We start from the raw sequence: 16971 nt of genomic DNA on the forward strand, positions 1-16971 counted from the left end.
GGCGCGGGCCGTCGATCGCCTACATCGCCGCCGAGAAGCGGTAGCCCGAGCCGCGCACCGTCTGCACCATGTTTTCCAGGCCGTGCGGTTCCAGCGTCTTGCGCAGGCGCCGGATGTGGACATCCACGGTGCGCTCCTCCACATAGACGCTGCCGCCCCAGACGTGGTCCAGCAGCTGCGTGCGCGAGTAGACGCGTTCGGGGTGGGTCATGAAGAAATGGAGCAGGCGGTATTCGGTCGGGCCGATCGGTACCGGCGTGTCGCCGGCGAACACCCGGTGCGCGGCACCGTCGATGCGCAGGCTGCCTACGGCCACGCTGCCATCCTCGTCGTCGTCGCGGGAGCGGCGCATCACGGCACGGATGCGGGCCAGCAGTTCCCGCGCCGAGAACGGCTTGACGACGTAGTCATCCACGCCGGCCTCAAGCCCGCCCACGCGATCGTTCTCCTCGCCGCGGGCGGTCAGCATGATGATCGGCACATCGCGGGTCATGGCGTCCTTGCGCCAGCGCCGGGCCAGCTCCAGGCCGCTGGTGCCGGGCAGCATCCAGTCCAGCAGGATCAAGTCGGGGACACGGTCGGCGATGGCATTCTGGGCCTCGCGGGCGTCGCCGGCATGGATGGGCTCGTACTCGCCCTTGCGCAGGGCGAACGCCACCATGTCGCGGATGGCGGGTTCGTCGTCGACGATCAGGATGTGCTTCTGCACGCGGCGTCCGGTGGCGTGGGGGGGCTGCGCCAGTAGACGACAATTTTATGACGATTACATGACGGGCCACGGGGCTGTCACACGGCCCATCCGGAGGGGTCAGCGACGCTCCACGTCGGGGTCCCGGATGCCCTGACGGCGCAGTTCGAGCACCTCGGGGGTAATTGCAGCGATCCGGGCATCGACCCGCGCCCGGGCGTAATAGTCCAGGTCGCTTTGCTTCTTGAGATTCTGCAACTGGATCAGGGCCTGTTCGGGGCGCCCGTTGAGGTAGGCGGCTTCGGCATAGGCCTCGCCCGCCCGGGCGGTGTCGCCGGCCAGTTCGTTGGCGCGGGCAAATTGTTGCTGGAAGACCGGGTCGTCGCCTGCCCGCGCCATCAGCGGGCGCAACACGGCCTGGGCGCGGCGGCCGGCCTCGGCACCGCCCTGTTCGTTCAGCACCTTGGCGTAGGTCAGGGCCACGGGGCGGTTTTGCGGCATGCGCTGGACCAGGGCGTCGAAGCGCCGGTTCGCCGCGGCGGTGTCGCCGGTCCGGGATTCGGCTTCGCCCAGGGTCAGGGAAACCCACAGGCTGTCCGGGTAGTCGTTCTCCAGCCGGCGCAGTTCGGCCAGCGCCGTGCGCACGTCGCCGCCCTGCAGGTGGGCGATGGCCAGGCCGTAGCGCTGCGGCCCGCCCAGGGGCTTGCCGGTCTGGCGACGCAGGGTCTCGTACTCGCGCACGGCGGCCGACGGGGTGTCGGCGCTCAGCGCGCGCAGGCGTTCGCGGGCCCAGTCGAAGTCCCCGGTGTCGCCCTGGCCGAAGGCGAGCGACGGCAGGGTGACCGGGACCGGCAGCAACGGATTCGCGCTGCGGGTTTCCGGCAGCGTGATGCCCCGGCGGTCGAAGCGTTCCACGCGTTCGCCCCCGGGCACGGCGGTGACCGTGGTGACCTGGTCGCCGCGCAGCTGATCGGCACGCTGGCGCGCTTCGCTGATGCGAGTGGTGGTGACGGGGTGGGTCTGCAGGTAGTCGGGAATCGCTTCACGCCCGCTGCCGCGCGCCACCCGGGTGGCCTGCTGCAGCTTGGCGAAAAAGCCGGCCATCGCGTCGATGTCGTAGCCCGCGCGCGAGAGCGTGCGGATGCCGACCCGGTCGGCCTCGGATTCGTTGGAGCGGGTGTAGTCGATCTGCCGCTGCTGCATCAGGCCCATCGCGGAGGCGATGGCCGCCTGCGACGCATCGCCGCTGGAGCTGCCGCCGGCGGCCTGCGCCAGCACGATGGCGCCCAGCATGCCCAGCAGGATCGGCACCTGGTCCCGCTGCGCCCGTTCGACGCCGCGCAGCACGTGCTGCTGGGTGACATGCGCGATCTCGTGGGACAGCACCGCGGCCACTTCGTCCTCGCGGTCGGCGGTCAGCACCAGACCGGCGTTCATGCCGATGTAGCCGCCCAGGGTGGCGAAGGCGTTGATCTGCCGGTCGCGCATCATGAAAAAGGTGTAAGCCTGCTGCGGGTTGTCGCTGTCGGCGCCCAAGCGGTTGCCGACGCTCTGCAGCCAGTCGGTGACCAGCGGGTCTTCCAGTAGGTAGCCGTAGTTGCGCAGCTCGCGCAGCATCATGCCGCCGTACTGGGCTTGACGCGCCGGGGTGAGCAGCTCGCCGGCGGAGGAACCGATGTCCGGCAGGCGGCTGTCCTGCGAAGCTGCCAGCGGGGCCGCGAGGGCGAGGGTCAGGGCGGTGGCGAGCAACAATGGGCGCAAATGGAGGCTCCGTGGCGGATAATGACGCCGTCATCAGGATGACCGGTCGTCGATCCAGGCGAGTGAATACGTGGTTAACCGGGCCAGTACCGGTCCGCACTGTTCCACGTCGCCCGCTGGAACCCGGCCCGGTCGGCCCGATATTGGCTGGGACCGCATACGTCCTTTTTCGTTCCGGAGAACTCCCTTGAGCGACACCCCGCAAGGCGCCACCGCGCCGGAAATCACCCTCTACAGCACGGCCATCTGTCCGTACTGCGTGGCCGCGAAGAACTTCCTGAAGAGCAAGGGCCAGGCCTGGACGGAAGTGCGCATCGACCTGGACCCGGCCGAGCGCGAAAAGATGATCGCCAAGGCCAAGCGCACCAGCGTGCCGCAGATTTTCGTCGGCGACGTCCACGTGGGCGGGTACGACGACATGATCGCGCTGCACCGCGCGGGCAAGCTCGACGCGCTGCTGGCGGGAGAGACCGCATGAGCGCCGCCGACGACAGCCAGGATCGGGTGAAGGCGTTCACCGAATTCCGGCAGCGCATGAACAAGCGCATCCTGGACGAACCGAACCAGGTCGTGCGCCGCTTCTTCGCCCTGGACACGCAGACCTACCAGGCAGGCGCGCTCGACGTGAAGACCAAGGAGCTGCTGGGCCTGGTCGCCTCGATGGTCCTGCGCTGCGACGACTGCATCAGCTACCACGTCGCCCAGTGCAAGGAGGCCGGCGTGACCCGCGAGGAATTCTTCGAAACCTTCTCGGTGGGCCTGGTGGTGGGCGGTTCGATCGTCATTCCGCACTTGCGCCGTGCCGTGGATTTCCTGGACCAGCTGGAAGGTGGCGAAGCTGCCGCCCCTGCGGCCCACGACCACGGTTGAGCCGTTCCACCCGGCCCGTGCGCCGGGTGTCCGACCATCGTCGATTTGGGGCCCCGAGGGGCCCTCGGGCATAATGGCGGGCACAGACCTTCCCCATAGCGCCCGCTCCGGCTCCGGCCAGCACGCGCGCCCCTGTTCGGAAACCCCATTCAATGACCCAGACGATTACGGTCATCCGCGGCGACGGTATTGGCCCGGAGATCATGGACGCCACCCTGTACGTGCTCGACGCCCTCAAGGTCGGCCTGACCTATGAAGAGGCCGATGCCGGCATGGTCGCGCTGGAGAAGCACGGCGACCTGCTGCCGCAGGCCACGCTGGACTCCATCCGCAAGAACGGCGTAGCCCTGAAGAGCCCGCTGACCACGCCGGTGGGCGAGGGCTTCAGCTCGATCAACGTGGCGCTGCGCCGCCATTTCGACCTGTACGCGAACGTGCGCCCGGCGAAGTCGTTCCCGAACACCAAGTCGCGCTTCCCGACGGGCGTGGACCTGATCACCGTGCGCGAGAACACCGAAGGCGCGTACATCGGTGAGGGCCAGTCGATTTCCGAAGACGGCGAGACCGCGCTGCTGACGCAGAAGATCACCCGAAAGGGTTCCGAGCGCATCGTGCGCTACGCCTATGACCTGGCCCGCAAGACCGGCCGCAAGAAGGTCACCATCGTCCACAAGGCCAACATCCTGAAGACGACGTCGGGCCTGTTCCTGAAGGTCGCCCGCGAAGTGGCCGCGCAGTATCCGGACATCCAGACCAACGAGATGATCGTGGACAACACCTGCATGCAACTGGTGATGCGTCCGGAGCAGTTCGACATCATCGTCACCACCAACCTGTTCGGCGACATCATCTCCGACCTGTGCGCCGGTCTGGTCGGCGGCCTGGGTCTGGCGCCGGGCGCCAACATCGGCGTCGACGCGGCGATCTTCGAGGCCGTGCACGGCTCGGCGCCGGACATCGCCGGCAAGGGCGTCGCCAACCCCTGCGCACTGCTGCTGGGCGCGGCCCAGATGCTGGACCACCTGGGCCAGCCGGAGAAGGCCGAGCGCCTGCGCGCGGCCATCATCGCCACGCTGGAAGCCAAGGATTCGCTGACCCCGGACCTGGGCGGCGAGGGCACCACCATGTCGTTCGCCAAGGCGATCGCCAGCCGCGTCTGAGTCCTGCGGACAACGCGGTGAACGAGAACGGGACGCTCAGCGTCCCGTTTTTGTTCGCCTATGTCCCATCCATGGGGTTGGACGCTACGCTGGCGGCACGCACAATCCGCGGCCCCACGCAGAAGGCCCTGCCATGTCCGTCCGTCCCAGCGCCCTGGCGCTGACCCCGCTGCTGCTGTTCCTCGCGTTGTTCTTCGGTGCCGGGCTGTACTACACCGAACAGGGCGATGCGATGGGCTTCTACCGCCTTCACGCGCCGGTGGCGATCCTGCCAGCGATCGCGCTGGGCCTGTGGATCGCGCATCGCGCCGGCATCAAGGCGATGGACACGCTGCTGCAGGGCATCGGCGACAGCAACATCATCCTGATGTGCCTGATCTTCCTGCTGGCGGGCGCGTTCGCCATGGTCACCAAGCAGATCGGGGCCGTGGACGCGGTGGTCGCGTTGGGCGTGGGTGCGTTGCCGCCGGCGCTGATCCTGCCGGGCCTGTTCCTCGTCGCGGGCTTCCTCTCGCTGGCGGTAGGCACCTCGATGGGCACCATCGCGGCGGTCACGCCGATCGCGCTGGGCGTGTCCGATGCCGCCGGCATCGACCGCGCGCTGGTCGTGGGCGCCGTGCTGGGCGGCGCCACCTTCGGCGACAACCTGTCGGTGATCTCGGATACCGCGATCGCTGCGGCGCGCACCCAGGGCTGTACGGTGCGGGAGAAATTCCGCGAGAACGTGAAGATCGCGCTGCCCGCCGCCCTGCTGACGCTCGTGGTGCTGGGCGTTGTGGGGGACGCCTCGCCGGTGGAGGCCGCCGAGCCGACCTCCGCCTGGCTGGTGCTGCCCTACGTGCTGGTCTTGGTCCTGGCCGTCACCGGGCTGGACGTGCTGGTCGTGCTGACCATCGGGCTGGTGGTGGCGGGGCTCTTCGGCCTATGGTTCGGACCGACTGACTACGCGTTGCCCAACTTCGCCGACGACATCTATGCCGGTTTTGAGGGCGTCGTGGAAATCACCCTGCTGGCCTTGTTTATCGGCGGTCTGGGCGCACTGATGAAGGCGAGCGGGGGCCTGGACTGGCTGGCGAGGCAGATCACCCGCATCGCCCGCGGAAATACCGGCCGTCGCACCGGCGAGTGGTGCATCGCCGCGCTGGCCTCGCTGACGGACGTGTTCACCGCCAACAATACGGTAGCCATCCTGATCAGCGGCGGCGTGGCCCGCGACATCGCCGAGCGTCATGACGTCCCGCCCGCGCGCGCGGCCAGCGTGCTCGATATCTTCGTCTGCATCGTGCAAAGCCTGCTGCCTTACGGCGCGCAGATCCTGTTGGCCGCCTCGCTGGCCAGCCTGTCGCCGCTGGCGCTGATGGGCAAGGTGCACTACTGCTGGCTGCTGGCTGGCGTAACCGTACTGTTTATGGTCTGGCCGTCGCGCCGGGGTAGGGCCGCCGCCGTCGGCGGCGCATAAAAAAAGGGCGCCCGAGGGCGCCCTTTTTCTTTCTGCATGCCGCAAGCGTCAGTCGCGCGACTGCAGCTTGGCCAGCAGGCGCAGGAACTCGACATACAGCCACACCAGCGTGACCATCAGGCCGAAAGCGCCGTACCATTCCATGTACTTCGGCGCGCCGGCCTCCACGCCCGATTCGATGAAGTCGAAGTCCAGCACCAGGTTCAGCGCTGCGATCACCACCACGAACAGACTGAAACCGATGCCGATCAGGCCGGATTCGTGGATATAGGGCACTTTGATGCCGAAGAACGAGAGCACGAAGCTCACCAGATAGATCAGGAAGATGCCGCCGGTCGCTGCGGCAACGCCGAGCTTGAAGTTTTCCGTGGCTTTGATGAGGCCGCTGCGATAAGCGGCCAACAGCGCGCCCAGCGTGCCGAACGTCAGCAGTACCGCTTGCATCACGATGCCCGGGAAGCGCAGTTCGAACATCGCCGAGATGGCGCCCAGGAAGAAGCCTTCCACCAGCGCATACAGCGGCGCGGTGACCGGGGACCATTCTTTCTTGAAGGTGGTCACAAGCGCCAGGACGAGGCCGCCGATCGCGCCGCCCAGTGCGTAGATCGCGATGCCGGGCGCCACCATCGGCTGGCCGTCGGGGCCGGTGACGACGGACTGGCTCCAGGCGAACGCCGCGGTGAGCACGGTCAACAGGAGCAGGATGCCGGTCTTGTTGACGGTACCGTTGAGCGTCATCGTGCCGCCGTCGCGCGACACCACGCTGCCTGTGCCGAGGTCGAGGAAGGTGGATTCCTTCAGTGCCGGATTGCCGCTGCGTATCATGGTCCCCTCATGTGGTCATCGGACGTCTGTCCCCAACGCAGGAGCATATCCCAAGCCGTGGATCTTCATGTTTCGTTTGACAGGCGGGCCCCGTGTTCCGACAATACGCGGCCTCGTTGGCGTCCAGACGCCACGCCGGGACCCTCGTCGGGGTATAGCGCAGTCTGGTAGCGCATCTGCTTTGGGAGCAGAGGGTCGGGGGTTCGAATCCCTCTACCCCGACCAGCTGATGGACTGCCCTGGCGTGACCGACAGGGTAGGGCGAGAATCCGGACCGGGCGCCCGTAGCTCAACCGGATAGAGCACCGGCCTTCTAAGCCGGCGGTTACAGGTTCGAGTCCTGTCGGGCGCGCCACTTCCGGTGTGCGGCGGCAGGGAAAGTTTCAGTGGTGGCTGTAGCTCAGTTGGTTAGAGTACTGGATTGTGATTCCAGATGTCGGGGGTTCGAGTCCCCTCAGCCACCCCACTGATCAGGAACGTCCGCGGTTGCGGGGGTTCACACAAAAAGAAGATGCGGTTACACTACGCAGCCAGTTTTTCGGGGCCGTTAGCTCAGTTGGTAGAGCAGTTGACTCTTAATCAATAGGTCCAAGGTTCGAATCCTTGACGGCCCACCAAACCCGAAAACGCCCGGTTTCCCCGGGCGTTTTTCTTTTGCGTGGTAGTTCACCCATCGGGCGCGCTGCGGCGCGTTCGGGGTCAGGGTGGCTGGAGTTCGGTCCAGGCGCGGTTCGAATCCTTGACGGCCCACCAAACCCGAAAACGCCCGGTTTCCCCGGGCGTTTTTCTTTTGTGCGGAAGTGGGAGTAGCACGCCGCGCCGAAGGTCTTTCTTCCGGCACCGGCCGGCGCGCGGTTACAATCCTCCGCACTGCGAAAGTGGCGGAATTGGTAGACGCACTGGATTTAGGTTCCAGCGGGTAACCCCCGTGAGGGTTCGAGTCCCTCCTTTCGCACCACCCCCTGGCAATCCTCTGCGTGTCGTTGGCGTCGCCGCCAGCGCGTTGCGGTGCCTTGCGAGACCCGCCATCCGGGCGAGGCGACAGGCCCTAAAAGGCGGCCCAAGCCCGTTCCGTGCCCAATGCTGGCAGCCAGCCCCGGAATCGGCGAAACTAACAAGTTCCGCCGGCCGGGCCTCGCGCCCGTGTCCCAGGCGTCCCGGATTATCAACATCGCCCCGGCTGTGCCGTGGCCGCAGGAGTCAGTGAGTATGCAAGTTTCGGTCGAATCGATCGGCAATCTCGAACGCCGCATGAGCTTCAGCCTGCCGGCTGACCGTCTGGACACCCACATTGGCGGCCGCCTGCGCGAGTTGTCGCGCACCGCGCGCATCAAGGGCTTCCGGCCGGGCAAGGTGCCGGCCAAGGTCATCGAGCAGCGTTACGGCGACCAAGTGCGCGCCGAAGCCCTGGACGGCTTGCTGCGCGAGACGTTCAGCAATGCCGTGCGTGAGCAGGACCTCCAGCTTGCCGGCAACCCGCGCATCGAGAAGCAGGGTGAGGGCGAACTGGATTTCGTGGCGACCTTCGAGGTCGTGCCGGACTTCGGCGACATCGATGTGGCCACGTTGAGCGTGGTCCGCCACACGGCCGACGTGACCGACGCCGACATCGAGCAGATGGTGGACAACCTGCGCATGCAGCGCCGCACCTTCCAGGTTGTTGAGCGTGCCGCGCAGACCGGCGACCGCGTTTCGCTGGAAACCTGGTCGCAGGCGGGCGACGAGCGCATGCCGGCCGAAGGCATCGAGAAGGGTGCCACCCTGATCGGTTCGGGCGTGATGTTTGGTGAGATCGAGCAGGCCCTAGTCGGCCTGTCCAAGGGCGAAGAAAAGACCGTGTCGGTGACGTTTCCGGCCGACTGGCGCGTGCCGCAGCTGGCCGGCCGGCAGGTCGACGTCCACGTGAAGGTCACGGAAGTGGCGGAGTCCGTCGTGCCTGAGGTCGATCGCGACTTCATCCGCAGCTTCGGCGTGAAGGGTGGAGATGCCGAACAGTTCAAGGCCGACATTCGCAGCAACCTGGAGCGCGAACTCAAGGGTGCGCTCATGACCCGCCTGCGCCGCGAGGTCGGCGAGCAGCTGATCGCCGCCTATTCGCATATCGAGATGCCGCCGCGCCTGGTCGAGAACGAGGCCCGCGTGATGGTCCAGCAAGCTGCCGAACAGGCGCGCCGCCAGGGCCAGCAGGTCCAGATTCCGGACAACGCCCATGAGGGTTTCATGGATGCCGCCCGCAAGCGCGTGCTGGTCGGCCTGCTGGTGGGCGAGGTGGCCCGCCGCAACCAGCTGCGCCTGGACCCCAAGCGCCTGAACGAGACCCTGCGCCTGATCGCCTCCACCTACGAAGAGCCGGAACAGGTCATTGAGTTGTACCGGAACGACCCCCAGTTGATGAACAGTCTGCAGGGTCGTGTCATGGAGGAGCAGGTGATCGACTGGATCGCCGAGCGCGCCCAGCACACCGAGCAGACGCTTTCCTTCCAGGAAGCCATCCGCAACTGAGCCGGGCTCCCGTCCGGGCAGGCGGTCCGGCTATCCTAGGCCGGACCCCTACCCCCGAACGATAGGCGCGAGAACAGATGAGTATCGAAACCAAAGCCCTCAACCTGGTGCCGATGGTGGTCGAACAGACCAGCCGTGGCGAGCGCGCCTACGACATCTACTCGCGCCTGCTGAAGGAGCGCGTGATCTTCCTGGTGGGCGGCGTGGACGACCACGTGGCCAACGTCATCGTGGCGCAGATGTTGTTCCTCGAGGCCGAGAATCCGGAGAAGGACATCAGCCTGTACATCAACTCGCCCGGCGGCGTGGTGACGGCGGGCATGGCCATCTACGACACCATGCAGTACATCAAGCCCGACGTCAGCACCATCTGCGTGGGCCAGGCGGCCAGCATGGGCGCGTTGCTGCTGGCGGCCGGCGCGAAGGGCAAGCGTTATGCCCTGCCGAACTCCCGCGTGATGATCCACCAGCCGCTGGGCGGCTTCCAGGGCCAGGCCACGGACATCGACATCCACGCCCGCGAAATCCTGACGCTGCGTGCCCGCCTGAACGAAATCCTCGCCAAGCATACCGGCCAGGCGCTGGAGACCATCGAGCGCGACACCGAGCGCGACAACTTCAAGAGCGCGGTGGATGCCCAGGCCTACGGACTGGTCGACCAAGTGCTGGAACGCCGTCCGGACGATTCCATCCAGGCCGGCTGATTGCCCGGATTGGCCCGGTTTCACGCGCAAATCCCCCTGTTCACGGGCCCGGCTGACAAGCCGGGACCGTGTGCTATTCTCCGACCGAAAGCCCCCTGGGGCAGGTTGAGCGACCGAGTAATACCAGCATGAGCGAAGATCGTCAGGGCCGTTCCGGCGACAGCACCAAAATCCTGTACTGCTCGTTCTGCGGGAAGAGCCAGCACGAGGTCCGCAAGCTGATCGCGGGCCCCAGCGTGTTCATCTGCGACGAATGCGTGGAGCTCTGCAACGACATCATCCGTGAGGAGCTGGAGGAGAAGGCCCAGTCCGCGCGCAGCCATCTGCCCAAGCCGCGCGAGATTCTCGAGGTTTTGGATCAATACGTGATCGGCCAGAACCGCGCCAAGCGCACGCTGGCCGTGGCCGTCTACAACCACTACAAGCGCATCGAAAGCCGCCAGAAGAACGACGACGTCGAACTGGCCAAGTCGAACATCCTGCTCGCCGGTCCGACCGGCTCCGGCAAGACCCTGCTGGCCGAGACGCTGGCGCGCCTGCTCAACGTGCCGTTCACCATCGCCGACGCCACCACGCTGACCGAGGCGGGCTACGTGGGCGAGGATGTCGAGAACATCATCCAGAAACTGCTGCAGAAGTGCGACTACGACGTCGAGAAGGCGCAGCAGGGCATCGTCTACATCGACGAGATCGACAAGATCTCGCGCAAGAGCGAAAACCCGTCGATCACGCGCGACGTGTCCGGCGAAGGCGTGCAGCAGGCGCTGCTGAAGCTGATCGAAGGCACCGTCGCCAGCGTGCCGCCGCAGGGCGGTCGCAAGCATCCGCAGCAGGAATTCCTGCAGGTCGACACCAAGAACATCCTGTTCATCTGCGGCGGCGCGTTCGCCGGACTGGACAAGATCATCCAGCAGCGCAGCACGGAAGCCAGCGGCATCGGCTTCGGCGCGAAGGTGAAGAGCGCCGAGCGCAAGACCGAGACGGGCAAGTTGCTGACCGACGTTGAGCCGGAAGACCTGATCAAGTTCGGCCTCATCCCCGAATTCGTCGGCCGCCTGCCGGTGGTCGCGACGCTGGAGGAGCTGGACGAGCCCGCGCTGGTCAAGATCCTGACCGAGCCCAAGAACGCCATCACCAAGCAGTTCAAGAAACTGTTCGAGATGGAGGGCGTGGAAATCGAGTTCCGCCCCGACGCGCTGTCGGCCATCGCTCGCAAGGCGCTCAAGCGCAAGACCGGCGCGCGTGGTCTGCGCACGATCGTGGAATCGGTGCTGCTGGACACGATGTACGACCTGCCATCGATGGAAAATGTCAGCAAAGTGGTCGTCGACGAGTCCGTCATCGAGCACAAGTCCGAGCCGTACCTGATCTACCAGAGTCCGCCGCCTCCGAAGGTCGCCGCGGCCGAGTAATCCGGCACGGAAAATGCATCAGAACGCAGGCGCCCACGGGGCGCCTGTTCACTTTCTGGCCGTCCCGCAAGTCGCTGGTTTTACTGGCGTTTCCTGACCGCTATTGCATCCCTGGCCAGATGGCCCCATAACGGGCCCATTGGTGTTTCGACACCCCCGAATTCGAACTTTTCTGGAGCCCCCATGCCCCGCCGCCCCCAGACTGAAATCCTCGACCTGCCGGTCCTGCCGCTGCGCGACGTGGTGGTGTTTCCGCACATGGTCATTCCCCTGTTCGTCGGTCGCGACAAGTCGATGCGCGCACTGGAGCAGGCGATGGAAGCCGACAAGCGCATCATCCTGCTAGCGCAGAAATCCGCCGAGACCGACGACCCGGCCGCTGCCGATCTGTACACCGTCGGCACGCTGGCGCAGGTGCTGCAGTTGCTGAAGTTGCCCGATGGCACGATCAAGGTCCTGGTCGAGGGCACGGCGCGTGTCAACGTCAGCAACGTGGTCGAACGCGACGGATCGCTGTACGGGCAGGGCGAAGAGGTCGATTCCACCGACGCCCGCGAGCCGCGCGAGATCGAAGCGGTCGCGCGTTCGCTGATGAGCCTGTTCGAGCAGTACGTGAAGACCAACCGCAAGCTGCCGCCGGAACTGCTGCAGACGCTGGCCGGTATCGACGAGCCGAGCCGCCTGGCCGACACGATCGCCGCGCACCTCGGCGTGCGCCTGAGCGACAAGCAGCGCCTGCTGGAGACCATCGAAGTGGGCGAGCGACTGGAATTGCTCGTCGGTTTCGTCGATGGCGAAATCGATGTGCAGCAGCTGGAAAAGCGCATCCGCGGCCGCGTGAAGTCGCAGATGGAGAAGAGCCAGCGCGAGTACTACCTCAACGAGCAGATGAAGGCCATCCAGAAAGAACTGGGTGAGCTGGACGAAGCGCCGAACGAGCAGGAAGAACTCGCCCGCAAGATCGCAGAAGCCGGCATGCCCAAGCCGGTGGAAACGAAGGCGCGCAACGAGCTCAACAAGCTCAAGCAGATGTCGCCGATGTCGGCCGAAGCCGCCGTGGTCCGCAACTACCTCGACTGGCTGCTCGGCGTGCCCTGGAACAAGCGCACCAAAGTGCGCAAGGACCTGAAGGTCGCCCAGGACACGTTGGATGCCGACCACTATGGCCTGGAAAAGGTCAAGGAACGCATCCTCGAATACCTCGCGGTGCAGTCGCGGGTGAAGAAGCTGCGCGGCCCGATCCTGTGCCTCGTCGGTCCTCCCGGCGTGGGCAAGACCTCGCTGGGCCAGAGCATCGCCAAGGCGACGAATCGCAAGTTCGTCCGCATGTCGCTGGGCGGCGTGCGGGACGAGGCCGAGATCCGCGGCCACCGTCGCACCTATGTGGGCTCGATGCCGGGCCGCATCGTGCAGAACCTCAACAAAACCGGCAGCAAGAATCCGTTGTTCGTGCTGGATGAGATCGACAAGATGTCGATGGACTTCCGCGGCGACCCGTCCTCGGCGCTGCTGGAAGTGCTGGACCCCGAGCAGAACAATGCCTTCAACGACCATTACCTCGAAGTCGACCTGGACTTGTCCGAGGTGATGTTCGTCGCGACGTCCAACTCGCTCAACATCCCCGGCCCACTGCTGGACCGCATGGAAGTGATCCGCATCCCCGGCTATACCGAGGAGGAGAAGGTCAACATCGCGCAGCGCTACCTGGTGCCGAAGCAGTTGAAGGCCAACGGCCTGAAGCCGGAAGAACTGAGGATCGCCGAGAGCGCGATCCGCGACCTGGTGCGGTACTACACGCGTGAGTCGGGCGTGCGCAATCTGGAGCGCGAAGTCGCCAAGCTTTGCCGCAAGGTGGTGAAGGAGATCGCGCTTGCCGGGCCCAAGGCGCTGGCGAAGAAGAAGGCGAAGGCGGCGGCTGTCCAGATCAGCTCGAAGAACCTAGAGAAGTATTCGGGCGTCCGTCGTTACGACTTCGGGCGTGCCGAAGAGCAGAACGAGATCGGCCTAGTGACGGGCCTGGCGTGGACCGAAGTGGGCGGCGACCTGCTGCAGATCGAAGTCGCCTTGGTTCCGGGCAAGGGCGGCATGCTGCTGACCGGCCAGCTCGGTGACGTGATGAAGGAGTCCGGCTCCGCTGCGCTGTCGGTGGTCCGTAGCCGTGCCGCGAGTCTCGGCGTGGATGCGGAGTTCCTGCAGAAGCATGACGTCCACCTGCACGTGCCCGACGGCGCCACGCCGAAGGACGGGCCCAGTGCCGGTATCGCGATGGCGACCGCGCTGGTATCGGCGCTGACCAAGAATCCGGTGCGGGCCAACGTCGCCATGACGGGCGAAATCACCCTGCGCGGGCGCGTGACTGCGATCGGCGGCCTGAAGGAAAAGCTGCTGGCGGCGCTGCGTGGTGGCATCACCACCGTCATCATTCCCGACGAGAACAAGAAGGACCTGGCCGACATTCCGGCGAACGTAACCGAAGGGCTGAAGATCGTGCCGGTGAAGTGGATCGATGAAGTGCTCGATCTCGCGCTGGAACGTCCGCTGACGCCCGTTCCGGCGGAAGGCGCAGGCGGTACCGAACGTGGCGTGCCCGGCTCGGAGAAGGACGGCGACAAAGCGTCGCAGCAACCCGGCGTGAAGCACTGAATGCGGTGACGAACGGTCGCTAAAAACCCCCGAAACCCGCGTCATTACAGGGTTTTCGGCTTGCGTGGCATTTTTCGCACTGGTATAACAACGTCACCCGCGCGCATCAGGCGACGCCTCGAAACGCGTGGAAACAACGACCGGGTCCCGAGGGCGCGCGAAGCTCCGGGGTCCGGTTACTCATTCCGCGGTTGTTCCGCAAAGGGAGTTACTCAATGAACAAAACCGAATTGGTCGATGCCGTCGCCGACGAAGCAGAAGTCTCCAAGGCCGAAGCCGGCCGTGCCGTCGACGCCGTCATCTCCAGCATCACGAAGGCCCTCAAGAAGGGCGACAGCGTGACGCTGGTCGGCTTCGGCACCTTCCAGGTCCGCAAGCGTGCCGCCCGCACGGGCCGTAACCCGAAGACGGGTGACACCATCAAGATCAAGGCGTCCAAGAACCCCGCGTTCAAGGCTGGCAAAGCCCTGAAGGATGCCGTAAACTAATCGACTCGCTGCCGATGGCAGGGTGCTTGATGCACCTGGGTGCTTAGCTCAGCGGTAGAGCGTCTCCCTTACACGGAGAGGGTCGGGGGTTCGAAACCCTCAGCACCCACCACCTCGGGGCGATGCGATGTTAAAAAATTTTGTCGGATGGTCTAGCGGAAAGTACGCAAACCACCTTACAATGTTCGTCTTGATGCGGAGTGGTAGTTCAGTCGGTTAGAATGCTGGCCTGTCACGCCGGAGGTCGCGGGTTCGAGTCCCGTCCACTCCGCCACTAAGACCCCAAGAAGCCCGCGAAAGCGGGCTTCTTGCTGTCCGTGCGCCGGGCACGTCCCTCCACGCTCCGCGTTGCACGGTAGCGGAACCTAGCCGTCGGGCGGCGAGACGCCGGTGAGCGGGCGCGCTAAACTGCGCGGCTGAACGAACTCGGGTCCCGTCCGCACATGCTGCAGAAACTCCGCGATAAAACCTCCGGCTGGATCGCCAGCCTGATCCTCGGCTTGCTGATCATCCCGTTCGCCTTTGTGGGCGTGAACGAGTACATGACCGGCGGTACCGCCGGCGATGTCGCGGTCGTCGAGGCTCCGCCGACGTGGTGGGAATCCGCGCCGCAGTGGTGGCCCGTGTCGATGGTCTGGCAGCGAGAACAAGTCACGCAGGATGAATTCCGCGCGGCCTTCGAGCAGGCGCGTCAGCAAGCGCGCCAGCAGGCCGGCGAGGCATTCGATCCGCGCGAGTTCGAAAGCGCCGACAACAAGCGCAAGGTCCTCGAGCAGTTGATCGACCAGAAGGTGCTCGCGCTGGGTTCCAAGCGCGCCGGCATCGTCGTCGGCAATGCCGCTTTGCAGAAGATGATCGCGAGCGAGCCGGCGTTCCAGGTCGACGGAAAGTTCAGCCCCGAGCAGTATCAACTGATGCTGTCCTCGCAGGTCCCCGCCTTGTCGCCGCAGAAATTCGAGGAAGAACAGCGCGAGCGTTTGCGCATGATGCTGGTGCCGATGGCGATCAACGATTCCGATTTCGTCACCGAGGGTGAGCAGGAACGCATGTGGAAGTTGCTGGGTGAGACCCGCGACATCGGCATTGCGCTGTTGCCGCCGGTCGCCGAGGATGTCGCTCCGGTCAGCGATGCCGACATCAAGGCCTGGTACGACGGCCACAAGAACGACTTCAAGCAGCCCGAGCAGGTGGCGTTGGAGTACATCGAGATCAACGCCGCCACGCTGCCAGCCGGCGCACCCGCCGACGAGGCCGCGCTGCGCAAGCGTTACGAGGCGGAAAAGTCGCGCTTCGTCTCGCCGGAACAGCGCGTCGTCGCGCACATCCTGATCGCTGCCGATGCGGATGCCGCTACCCAGAAGAAGGCCGAGGAGAAAGCGGCCGCGCTCGCCAAGCAGGCGCGCGAAGGCGCCGATTTCGCCGCGCTTGCGCGCGCCAATTCCGAGGACCCGGGTTCCAAGGACTCAGGAGGCGAACTGCCGCCCTTCGCCAAGGACGGATCGATGGTCAAACCTTTCGAAGACGCTGCGTTCGCCATGCAGGCAGGTGAGATCCGCGGGCCGGTGAAGTCCGATTTCGGTTATCACGTGCTGCAGCTGAAGGAGATCAAGCCGGGCGCGGGCCGCAGCTTCGAGGAAGTGCGCGGCGAACTGGCGGCCGAAGAAGTCGGCAGCGAGCGCGAGCGCGCCTACAACGACCTGGCCGGCAAGGTGGTCAACGAGACGTTGAAGAACCCGACGGCGTTGGCGCCCGCCGCGCAGGCGGTGGGCCTGCCGTTGCAGAAGGTCGGTCCGTTCTCGCGCAATGCACCGGAAGGTATCGCCACGGTGCCCGCTGTACTGCGCGCGGCGTTCTCCGACACGTTGGTGCAGGACGGTACCGTCAGCGACCCGATCGAGATTGCGCCCAACCACAGCGTCGTGATCCGCGTGGCCCAGCACACGCCGGAGCAGGCGCTTTCGCTGGACAAGGCGCGTGAGGCGGTCATCATCGCGATTCGCGCGGATCGCCGCGAGAAGGCTGCGGTCGCCGCTGCGGACGCGCTGGTCGCCCGTCTGCAAAAGGGCGAGTCACTCGCCACCATCGCTGCTGCCGAGGGCCTGCGTTTCAACGAGCTGCCGGGCATGCGCCGCGGCATGCCGATGCCGACGGCCGAGGCGAACGAGGCCATCTTCGCAGCGGCACGTCCGGTGGAAGGCAAGTCGACGCCGGGCAAGGTGGCGCTGGGCAACGGCGCCTACGCCGTGTTCACGGTCAACAAGGTGACCGAGGGCGTGCTGGCCGACATGCCGCCCGAGGAGCGCGCGACGATGCAGCAGCAGATGACTCAATTGAACGGTGGCATCGCCACGCAGGCCTACGTGGACGCGCTGCGCAAGCGCTTCAAGGTCAAGGTGTTCGAAGACCGGCTGTAACGGTCACGATGCAACCGCTCCAGGATCCCGCCGAAAGGCGGGATT

At 65.7% G+C, this 16971-nt stretch carries 13 protein-coding genes and 7 tRNA genes; 17 read left to right on the plus strand and 3 right to left on the minus strand.

Annotated features, from left to right (window positions below; translation table 11 throughout):
- Positions 1 to 19: 19 nt before the first annotated feature.
- Both phoB and AC23D6_RS07060 read right to left on the minus strand, forming a co-directional pair.
- Positions 20 to 709 (minus strand): phosphate regulon transcriptional regulator PhoB, encoded by a 690-nt coding sequence (gene phoB / locus AC23D6_RS07055; RefSeq protein ID WP_185895703.1) that lies wholly within the window; start codon positions 707 to 709, stop codon positions 20 to 22.
- Between the two features lie 99 nt (positions 710 to 808).
- Complete coding sequence (locus tag AC23D6_RS07060) at positions 809 to 2449, minus strand: M48 family metalloprotease (protein WP_487752073.1); 1641 nt, start codon at positions 2447 to 2449, stop codon at positions 809 to 811.
- 187 nt (positions 2450 to 2636) lie between these two features.
- Between AC23D6_RS07060 and grxC the strand changes: the two genes are divergently transcribed.
- From grxC to AC23D6_RS07080, 4 genes are all read left to right on the plus strand, one after another.
- Positions 2637 to 2927, plus strand: a complete 291-nt coding sequence (gene grxC, locus AC23D6_RS07065; RefSeq protein WP_487752074.1) for a glutaredoxin 3 — start codon at positions 2637 to 2639, stop codon at positions 2925 to 2927.
- Positions 2924 to 3319, plus strand: a complete 396-nt coding sequence (locus AC23D6_RS07070) for a carboxymuconolactone decarboxylase family protein (RefSeq protein ID WP_487752075.1) — start codon at positions 2924 to 2926, stop codon at positions 3317 to 3319. The genes grxC and AC23D6_RS07070 overlap by 4 nt, the downstream gene beginning before the upstream one ends.
- A 152-nt stretch (positions 3320 to 3471) precedes the next feature.
- Entirely contained in the window at positions 3472 to 4479 is a 1008-nt protein-coding gene (locus AC23D6_RS07075) for an isocitrate dehydrogenase (RefSeq protein ID WP_487752076.1), read from the plus strand.
- Positions 4480 to 4612: 133 nt separating this feature from the next.
- On the plus strand, positions 4613 to 5938 hold the full coding sequence (locus AC23D6_RS07080) for a Na+/H+ antiporter NhaC family protein (protein ID WP_487752077.1): 1326 nt from the start codon (positions 4613 to 4615) through the stop codon (positions 5936 to 5938).
- 48 nt (positions 5939 to 5986) lie between these two features.
- Here AC23D6_RS07080 and AC23D6_RS07085 read toward each other — a convergent pair whose 3' ends face one another.
- Complete coding sequence (locus tag AC23D6_RS07085; protein ID WP_487752583.1) at positions 5987 to 6760, minus strand: Bax inhibitor-1/YccA family protein; 774 nt, start codon at positions 6758 to 6760, stop codon at positions 5987 to 5989.
- 151 nt (positions 6761 to 6911) lie between these two features.
- Between AC23D6_RS07085 and AC23D6_RS07090 the strand changes: the two genes are divergently transcribed.
- The 13 genes from AC23D6_RS07090 (at position 6912) to AC23D6_RS07150 (ending at position 16926) form a co-directional block, all read left to right on the plus strand.
- Positions 6912 to 6988 (plus strand) — tRNA-Pro (locus AC23D6_RS07090).
- Between the two features lie 53 nt (positions 6989 to 7041).
- Positions 7042 to 7118: transfer RNA gene (locus AC23D6_RS07095), tRNA-Arg, on the plus strand.
- Positions 7119 to 7152: 34 nt separating this feature from the next.
- A tRNA-His gene (locus AC23D6_RS07100) sits at positions 7153 to 7229 on the plus strand.
- Between the two features lie 75 nt (positions 7230 to 7304).
- Positions 7305 to 7380 (plus strand) — tRNA-Lys (locus tag AC23D6_RS07105).
- Positions 7381 to 7635: 255 nt separating this feature from the next.
- Positions 7636 to 7721 (plus strand) — tRNA-Leu (locus tag AC23D6_RS07110).
- A 251-nt stretch (positions 7722 to 7972) separates the two neighbouring features.
- Positions 7973 to 9265, plus strand: coding sequence for a trigger factor (tig, locus tag AC23D6_RS07115; RefSeq protein WP_487752078.1), 1293 nt, complete (start codon positions 7973 to 7975; stop codon positions 9263 to 9265).
- Positions 9266 to 9342: 77 nt separating this feature from the next.
- Positions 9343 to 9969 (plus strand): ATP-dependent Clp endopeptidase proteolytic subunit ClpP, encoded by a 627-nt coding sequence (clpP, locus tag AC23D6_RS07120; RefSeq protein ID WP_487752079.1) that lies wholly within the window; start codon positions 9343 to 9345, stop codon positions 9967 to 9969.
- Between the two features lie 128 nt (positions 9970 to 10097).
- Positions 10098 to 11381 (plus strand): ATP-dependent Clp protease ATP-binding subunit ClpX, encoded by a 1284-nt coding sequence (clpX, locus tag AC23D6_RS07125; protein ID WP_487752080.1) that lies wholly within the window; start codon positions 10098 to 10100, stop codon positions 11379 to 11381.
- 183 nt (positions 11382 to 11564) lie between these two features.
- Positions 11565 to 14024: an endopeptidase La gene (lon, locus tag AC23D6_RS07130; protein ID WP_487752081.1), complete on the plus strand. Its 2460-nt coding sequence runs from the start codon at positions 11565 to 11567 to the stop codon at positions 14022 to 14024.
- Positions 14025 to 14239: 215 nt separating this feature from the next.
- Positions 14240 to 14512 (plus strand): HU family DNA-binding protein, encoded by a 273-nt coding sequence (locus AC23D6_RS07135; RefSeq protein WP_487752082.1) that lies wholly within the window; start codon positions 14240 to 14242, stop codon positions 14510 to 14512.
- A 37-nt stretch (positions 14513 to 14549) separates the two neighbouring features.
- A tRNA-Val gene (locus tag AC23D6_RS07140) sits at positions 14550 to 14624 on the plus strand.
- An 85-nt stretch (positions 14625 to 14709) separates the two neighbouring features.
- A tRNA-Asp gene (locus AC23D6_RS07145) sits at positions 14710 to 14786 on the plus strand.
- A gap of 169 nt (positions 14787 to 14955) precedes the next feature.
- Entirely contained in the window at positions 14956 to 16926 is a 1971-nt protein-coding gene (locus AC23D6_RS07150; protein WP_487752083.1) for a SurA N-terminal domain-containing protein, read from the plus strand.
- Positions 16927 to 16971 lie beyond the last annotated feature (45 nt).

The organism is Pseudoxanthomonas sp. G3 (assembly GCF_057654715.1).